The sequence below is a fragment of the Microbacterium sp. K41 genome (assembly GCF_004794395.1).
Taxonomy (GTDB): domain Bacteria; phylum Actinomycetota; class Actinomycetes; order Actinomycetales; family Microbacteriaceae; genus Microbacterium; species Microbacterium sufflavum.
The window spans coordinates 1-7015 of the sequence record NZ_SSDO01000211.1; the positions used below are offsets into that span (position 1 = coordinate 1).

The window sequence follows — 7015 nt, forward strand, 5'->3', positions numbered from 1 at the left end:
CCCCACGGCGGCCGAGGCGCGGGCGGCCGTGACGCACGCCGGGTGACGGCGCCCGACGCGGGCTTCTGCGGTCGCGGCGGGGGTGTATGCCGATGCGGGCATGCGATCCGTATCGTTCTCGTCACGGTGGTCGGCTGGCCAGTATTTTGGTGGGCCGGACCACTACGCTCGCGGCAGGGGACGCGCCGTCGGCGCGTGAGAGACCACCGGAGGGTCGAATGTCCAGCATGTCGTTCGTGAAGAGATCGATCGCGCGAGGCGGCCTCGCGGCCGTCCTCGTGGGGGCGCTCGCGGGGGTGTCCGCGTGCGCACCGACTCCCGAGCCCGCGTCGAGTCCTTCGGCCGCGCCGTCGACCTCGGCGCCGGAGCCGTACGACGGGCCGCTGCTCTTCGTCGGCGACGAGCTGGAGTCGTTCGCACTGACTCCGCAGGAGGTCGCCGGCCTCTTCCCGGGGGCACCGCCCGCGACCGCGATCACGGACACGCTCGTGCAGTACGCCGACGGCGGCGGTCCCGACTTCGCTCCGGCCGTCTGCAGGCTCCTGATCAGCGAGACGTCGATGCGCAGCGTCGGCGCGCGCACGGTGCCGTGGGTCGATGGCGCAGACGCCGGGAACAGCGGAAGGCAGGAGATCCTGCAGTTCGCCTCGGAGGAGAACGCGTCCGCTCGGATGGACGACCTCGTGTCGACGGTCGAGAGCTGCGCGCAGTTCGACGCCCAGGGGCCGGGGTCCTTCACGGCCTCCGTGGCTCCCGACGGCGATGGTGTCCGCGCCTTCGCCGGGACGCTGGAACTCGACTCCTCGGGGAGCCCGTGGCGTGCACACCACGCGTTCGCCGCGGTCGGCAACGTGATCGTGCACGCGTGGCAGCCGGCACAGGACGGTTCCGCGTTCGACGCGGAGGCCGCTGCGCTCCTGCTGCGCGACCGTGCGGTGGAGGCGAAGACCGCGCTCGTGGACGAGCTCACCGCGCAGCCGCCCGTCACGCCGACGCCGTCCGCGCAGGATCCCTCCGCCGACTGGAGCACGTGGGAGCTGACGCCGACGGGCGTCGGTCCTCTGATCTTCGGTGCCGACCGCGCCGCCGCGCTCGCCGCGGTCCCCGGCGCGACGGCCGAGGAGTTCACCTGGACGGACACGGCCGCGCGCCTGGTGAGTCCGGACGGACAGTCCTCGCTCATCCTGCACTTCACCGAAGACGGGGCGCGGCTCAGCGGCGTGACCGCCGGCATCGCGAACCTGGACGGTGACGTCGAGCCGAACGGCGACCTGCTCCCGGCGGCCCAGGGCGTGCGCATCGGGGCGCCGCTCGCTGACGCCGTCGCCGCATTCCCCGATGGCACGTTCCTGCAGATCGTCTCGTCCGGCGAGGACTTCTATCAGTGGGCGACGAGGGAGGGCGGCGTGGTTCGCTTCCGCGCGGACCGCGACGCCGCTGATCCGGCGGCCGTCATCACCGGGATCACGGTGGAGGACGCGACGCTGACCCCGCCCCTCACCGTCGACTGACGCACGCTCTGCGTCGGGCCGCGGTCCCGCCCTGTCTTACTGACCGATCGTTCAGTTAGTATGGGCCGAGCGGGACCGCGGCGTCCCGTCCCCAGCGCGACGAGGAGGTCGGCGATGACGGATGTGACGACGGAGACGGCGGAGGCCGTGCAGCCCAATCGCGCCATGATGCAGCGCGACCGCGCGTCCGCGATGCTCGGGCTCACGGTCGAGCGCGACGACCCCGGTCATGCGGTCGTCTCGATGCGCGTGCGCGATGACATGACCAACGGCTTCGGCATCACCCACGGCGGGTTCGTGTTCGCGCTCGCCGACACGGCCTTCGCGATCGCCTGCAATGAGGACGACCGGGTCACGGTCGCGGCCGGAGCCGACATCGCCTTCCTCAAGCCGACCGTCGCCGGGCAGACCCTCACGGCCACGGCCGTGCGACGCACCCGCACCGGGCGCTCCGGCATCTACGACGTCACCGTGGTCGACGAGCAGGGCGACACCGTCGCCGAGTTCCGCGGCCGCTCCCGCACCACGCCCCAGACCCACTGACCCGCCGAAACCCGAGGAGCCCCCGTGTCGACGACGACCGCCCCCGCTTCCGCCCTCCGCCCGCCCGCCGCCGAGGAACTCGACCCCGAGGAGCGCCTGAGCCGTGCGGAGCTCGAGGCCCTTCAGCTGGAGCGGCTGCAACGGACCGTGCGCCACGCCTACGCGAACGTGCCGCTCTACACCCGCAAGTTCGACGAGGCGGGCGTGCACCCCGACGACATCCGGTCGCTCGACGACGTGCGCCGCCTGCCCTTCACGACGAAGGACGACCTGCGCGAGACCTACCCGTTCGGGATGTTCGCGGTGCCGATGGACGAGGTCGCCCGCATCCACGCCTCCAGCGGCACCACGGGCCGCCCGACCGTGGTCGGCTACACCCGGGGCGACCTGGACCGCTGGGGTTCGCTCGTGGCGCGGTCGCTGCGGGCCAGCGGCATCCGGCGGGGCATGAAGGTGCACAACGCCTACGGCTACGGCCTGTTCACGGGCGGCCTCGGAGCGCACGCGGGCATCGAGGCCCTGGGCGCCACGGTGATCCCGATGTCGGGCGGGCAGACGGCACGGCAGGTGCAGCTGATCCGCGACTTCGAGCCGGACGCCATCCTGTGCACGCCCAGCTACCTGCTCACGATCGCGGATGCGATGGCCGCGCAGGGCATCGACCCCCGGTCGACGTCGCTGAAGGTGGCGGTGCTCGGTGCCGAGCCGTGGACGAACGAGATGCGGCACGAGCTCGAGCAGCGCCTGGACCTCGACGCGCTCGACATCTTCGGGCTCAGCGAGGTGATGGGGCCCGGGGTCGGGAACGAGTGCCTGGAGACCAAGGACGGGCCGCACCTGTGGGAGGACCACTTCCTGCCCGAGGTGATCGACGGCGACACGCTCGAGGCGCTCCCCGACGGGGAACGCGGCGAGCTCGTGTTCACCTCGCTCACCAAGGAGGCCTTCCCGGTGATCCGCTACCGCACGCGCGACATCACGCGCCTGCTGCCGGGCACCGCGCGGCCGGGCATGCGGCGCATGGAGAAGGTGACCGGTCGCAACGACGACATGATCATCCTGCGCGGCGTGAACCTGTTCCCGACGCAGATCGAGGAGCTGGTGCTGGGCATCGAGCAGCTGACCCCGCACTTCATCCTGGAGCTGACGAAGGAGGGGCGGATGGACGCCCTGACCGTGCGCATCGAGCGTCACCCCGACCTCTCGGTGGACACGTGCGCGGCGGCGGCGAAGGTGCTGGCGCAGCGCATCAAGGTGTTCGTCGGGTCGACGGTCGCGGTGCGGCTGGAGGAGCCGGGTGCCCTGCCCCGCAGCGAGGGCAAGTACAAGCGCGTCTACGACCTGCGCTGACACGGCGTCGAGATCGCGCCGCCTGCACGGCGCGGGGGCGCCGCGATGGGAGACTGTGGGGGATGTCCGAGATGCAGACCACGCGGCGCGGCCGCCCCGGGTACGACCAGCAGGGGATCCTCGACGTCGCGGTCGCCGCGTTCAACGAGCACGGCTACGACGCGACCTCGATCGGCAAGCTGGCCGAGCGCCTTGGCCTGTCGAAGTCGGCGATCTACCACCACTTCGCCTCGAAGGACGACATCCTCGACCGGGCGCTCGACGCTGCCCTCAGCGGCCTGGAGGCCGTTGTCGACGACCCGCTGCCGCTCACGGACGGCGGCCGGGCGCCCGACGCCGTCGCGCGCCTGGAGCACGTGCTGCGCGGCGCCGTGCACGTGCTCGTGTCGCAGCTGCCCGCCGTGACCCTGCTGCTGCGGGTGCGCGGGAACACCGACGTGGAGCGGCGCGCGCTCACGCGCCGTCGCGCGTTCGACCGGCGCATCACCGCGCTCGTCGGAGAGGCGCAGGCGGAGGGGTCGCTGCGCTCCGACATCGACGCGGCCGTCGTGGCCCGCCTCACGTTCGGCATGATCAACTCGATCGTCGAGTGGTACCGCCCCGGAGGGCGTGAGGGCGCGGACCGGCTCGCCGACGACGTGGTCGCCATCGCCCTCGACGGCCTGCGCCGCCGCTGAGGCGCCGGACACCCCGCCCGCCCGGCGCCCCGGCGCTCACACGGCGGCGAGCTCCTTGGCGACGAGCGTGAGCACGTCGTAGGTCGCGACGATCTCGTCGTCCTGGTTCTTCAGCACCGCATCCCACCGCACCTCGCCGTACTCGTCGGTCTCGCGCGGGGTGATCTGCTTGGCGGTGAGCTCGACCCGGATCTCGTCACCGGGTGACACGGGCGTCACGAAGCGCAGGTTCTCCAGGCCGGAGTTGGCCAGCACGGGTCCCGGCGCCGGGTCGACGAACAGCCCAGCGGCCCACGACACCAGCAGGTAGCCGTGCGCGACCCGTCCGGGGAAGAACGGGTTCGCGGCCGCGGAGGCCTCGTCCATGTGCGCGTAGAAGGTGTCGCCCGTGAACGCCGCGAACGTCTCGATGTCGTCGAGGGTCACGGTGCGCGAGGGGCTCGCGACCTGATCGCCGATCCGCAGCTCGGACAGCGACTTGCGGAACGGATGCACGCCGTCGTTCGCCTCGAACGGGCGCGCCGTCGCGCCCTGATGCCACACGCCGGTGAGCGCGGTCATCATCTCGGGGGAGCCCTGCACGGCCGTCCGCTGCATGTGGTGCAGCACCGCGCGGATGCCGCCCAGCTCCTCGCCGCCGCCCGCCCTGCCCGGTCCGCCGTGCACGAGGTTCGGCAGGGGGGAGCCGTGACCGGTCGAGCTGCGCGCGTCGTCGCGGTCGAGGAACAGCACCCGGCCGTTGTACGCGGCGATGCCGGCCGCCAGGGTCGTCGCGACCTCGGGGTCGTGGGTCGCGACACTGGTGACGAGGGAGCCGCCGCCGCGGGCCACGAGTTCCGACGCCTCGGCCAGCGACCGGTACCCGACGATGCTCGACACCGGGCCGAACGCCTCGATCTCGTTCACGGCGGGGCTGGTCGCGTCGGCGAAGCGCAGCAGCATCGGGGCGACGAAGGCGCCGTCGGGGGCGGTCGCCTCACTGCCGTCGGCGTGACGCACCGCGGGGTCGTCGGTCGAGCCGATCACGAGCTCGCCGCCCCCCTCCTGCAGCCGTCGCACCTGGCGGCGCACCTCGTCGCGCTGTGCGAGGGAGGCGAGCGGGCCCATCGTGACGCCCTCGGCCCGCGGGTCGCCCACGACGATCCGCTGCTCCAGGCGCGCGCGCACGGCGGCGATCACGTCGTCAACCGCGTCCTCAGGCACGATGGCGCGGCGGATCGCGGTGCACTTCTGCCCGGCCTTCGAGGTCATCTCGGTCACGAGCTGCTTCACGTAGGCGTCGAACTCGGGGGTGCCGCTCACGGCGTCGGTGCCGAGGATCGACGCGTTGATCGAGTCGGTCTCGCTCGTGAAGCGCACACCGCCGGTCTGCACCGCGTCGTGCGCGCGCAGGCGCTCCGCGGTCGAGGCCGAGCCGGTGAACGCCACGACGTCGCCCAGGCGCAGATGGTCGAACAGATCAGGCACACTGCCCGACACCAGCTGCAGCGAGCCGTCGGGCAGCAGCCCGGACTCGACCATCACGCGCACCATCGCCTCGGTGAGGTAGCCGGTGGGCGTCGCGGGCTTCACGACCGTGGGCACGCCGGCGAGGAAGGCGGGCGCGAACTTCTCCAGCGACCCCCACACCGGGAAGTTGAAGGCGTTGATCTGCACGGCTACCCCGGGCAGGCGCGTGTAGATGTGGCGGCCGAGGAACGAGCCGTCGCGCGAGAGGTTCTCGACGGCACCGTCGACGTAGACCTTCGCGTTGGGCAGCTCACGGCGGCCCTTGCTGGAGTAGGCGAAGAGCACGCCGATGCCGCCGTCGATGTCGACCCAGGAGTCCTGCGCCGTGGCACCCGTGCGGCTCGACAGCGCGTACAGCTCCTCCTTGCGTGCGGTGAGGGCGAGCGCGAGCTTCTTCAGCAGCACGGCCCGCTGGTGGAAGGTGAGCGCGCCGAGAGACGCCTGCCCGACCGTGCGCGCGTGGTCCAGGGCGGCGCCCAGGTCGAGCCCGGTCGTGGAGACGCGCGTGACCACCTCGCCCGTGGAGGCGTCGCGCACTTCGGTGGCCTCGGTGTCGGCGGACGGGGTCCACCACGCACCCTGCACGTAGCTGGGGAGGATCTCGGTCATGGGGGTTCCCTTCATCAGTCGTCCCAGTCGTAGAAGCCGCGTCCGCTCTTGCGGCCGAGGTGGCCCTCGGCGACGAGACGGCGCAGCAGAGCGGGGGGTTCGAAGCGCGGGCCCAGGTGCGCGGCCAGGTACTCGGCGATGCCGAGCCGCACGTCGAGCCCCACGAGGTCGGTGAGCCGGAGCGGGCCCACCGGATGCTTGTAGCCGAGGGTCATGGCGGCGTCGATGTCGGCCGCCGAGGCGACGCCGTCCTCCAGCATCCGGATCGCCTCCAGGCCGAGCGCGACGCCCAGTCGTGAGGAGGCGAAGCCCGGCGCGTCGGCGACCACGATCGGCGTCTTGCCGAGGGCGTGCACCCAGCCGCGGGCCGCGTCGGTCAGGGCCGCGTCGGTCGCCGCGCCGCGCACGATCTCCACCAGGGTCGAGGCGGGCACCGGGTTGAAGAAGTGCAGGCCGAGGAAGCGCGCCGGGCGGTCGAGCACGGCGGCGAGCTCGTCGATCGCGATGGAGGAGGTGTTGGAGGCCAGGGCGGCGGCGGGGGAGAGCTGCGCCTCCACGCGGGTGAGCGCCTCGATCTTCAGGCTCAGGTCCTCCGGCACGGCCTCGACGACGAGGTCGCAGTCGGCGAAGAGGGCCGCGCCGGTGCCGGTCGCGAAGCGTGCCCGATACGACGCGACCGTGTCGGTGGCGGAGCCGAGGGCGATCGAGGCGTCGACGGAGCCGAGCACGCGCGCGGACGCCGCCTCCGCCGCCGCGTCATCGCGTTCCACCACGGTCACGCGGGAGCCCGCGAGCAGGAAGGCGTGCGCGATGCCG

6 protein-coding genes are annotated in these 7015 nt (G+C 72.6%); 4 read left to right on the top strand and 2 right to left on the bottom strand.

The genetic code is table 11. The features are described from left to right. Positions 1–227 precede the first annotated feature (227 nt). The 4 genes from DW309_RS05685 (at position 228) to DW309_RS05700 (ending at position 4081) form a co-directional block, all read left to right on the top strand. Entirely contained in the window at positions 228–1511 is a 1284-nt protein-coding gene (locus tag DW309_RS05685; protein WP_136044817.1) for a sensor domain-containing protein, read from the top strand. A gap of 114 nt (positions 1512–1625) precedes the next feature. Then, positions 1626–2054, top strand: a complete 429-nt coding sequence (gene paaI, locus DW309_RS05690; RefSeq protein WP_136032123.1) for a hydroxyphenylacetyl-CoA thioesterase PaaI — start codon at positions 1626–1628, stop codon at positions 2052–2054. A 24-nt stretch (positions 2055–2078) separates the two neighbouring features. Continuing rightward, positions 2079–3404, top strand: coding sequence for a phenylacetate--CoA ligase PaaK (gene paaK / locus DW309_RS05695; protein ID WP_136035419.1), 1326 nt, complete (start codon positions 2079–2081; stop codon positions 3402–3404). Positions 3405–3466: 62 nt separating this feature from the next. Further along, the gene (locus DW309_RS05700; RefSeq protein ID WP_136035420.1) at positions 3467–4081 is read left to right on the top strand and encodes a TetR/AcrR family transcriptional regulator; all 615 of its coding nucleotides are present in this window, start codon (positions 3467–3469) and stop codon (positions 4079–4081) included. 36 nt (positions 4082–4117) lie between these two features. On the opposite strand, the gene paaZ is transcribed toward DW309_RS05700, so the two are convergent. Both paaZ and DW309_RS05710 read right to left on the bottom strand, forming a co-directional pair. After that, complete coding sequence (gene paaZ, locus DW309_RS05705) at positions 4118–6199, bottom strand: phenylacetic acid degradation bifunctional protein PaaZ (RefSeq protein WP_136044818.1); 2082 nt, start codon at positions 6197–6199, stop codon at positions 4118–4120. 14 nt (positions 6200–6213) lie between these two features. Further along, a partial coding sequence (locus DW309_RS05710) for a 3-hydroxyacyl-CoA dehydrogenase family protein (protein WP_136044819.1) occupies positions 6214–7015 on the bottom strand: 802 nt, incomplete at its 5' end.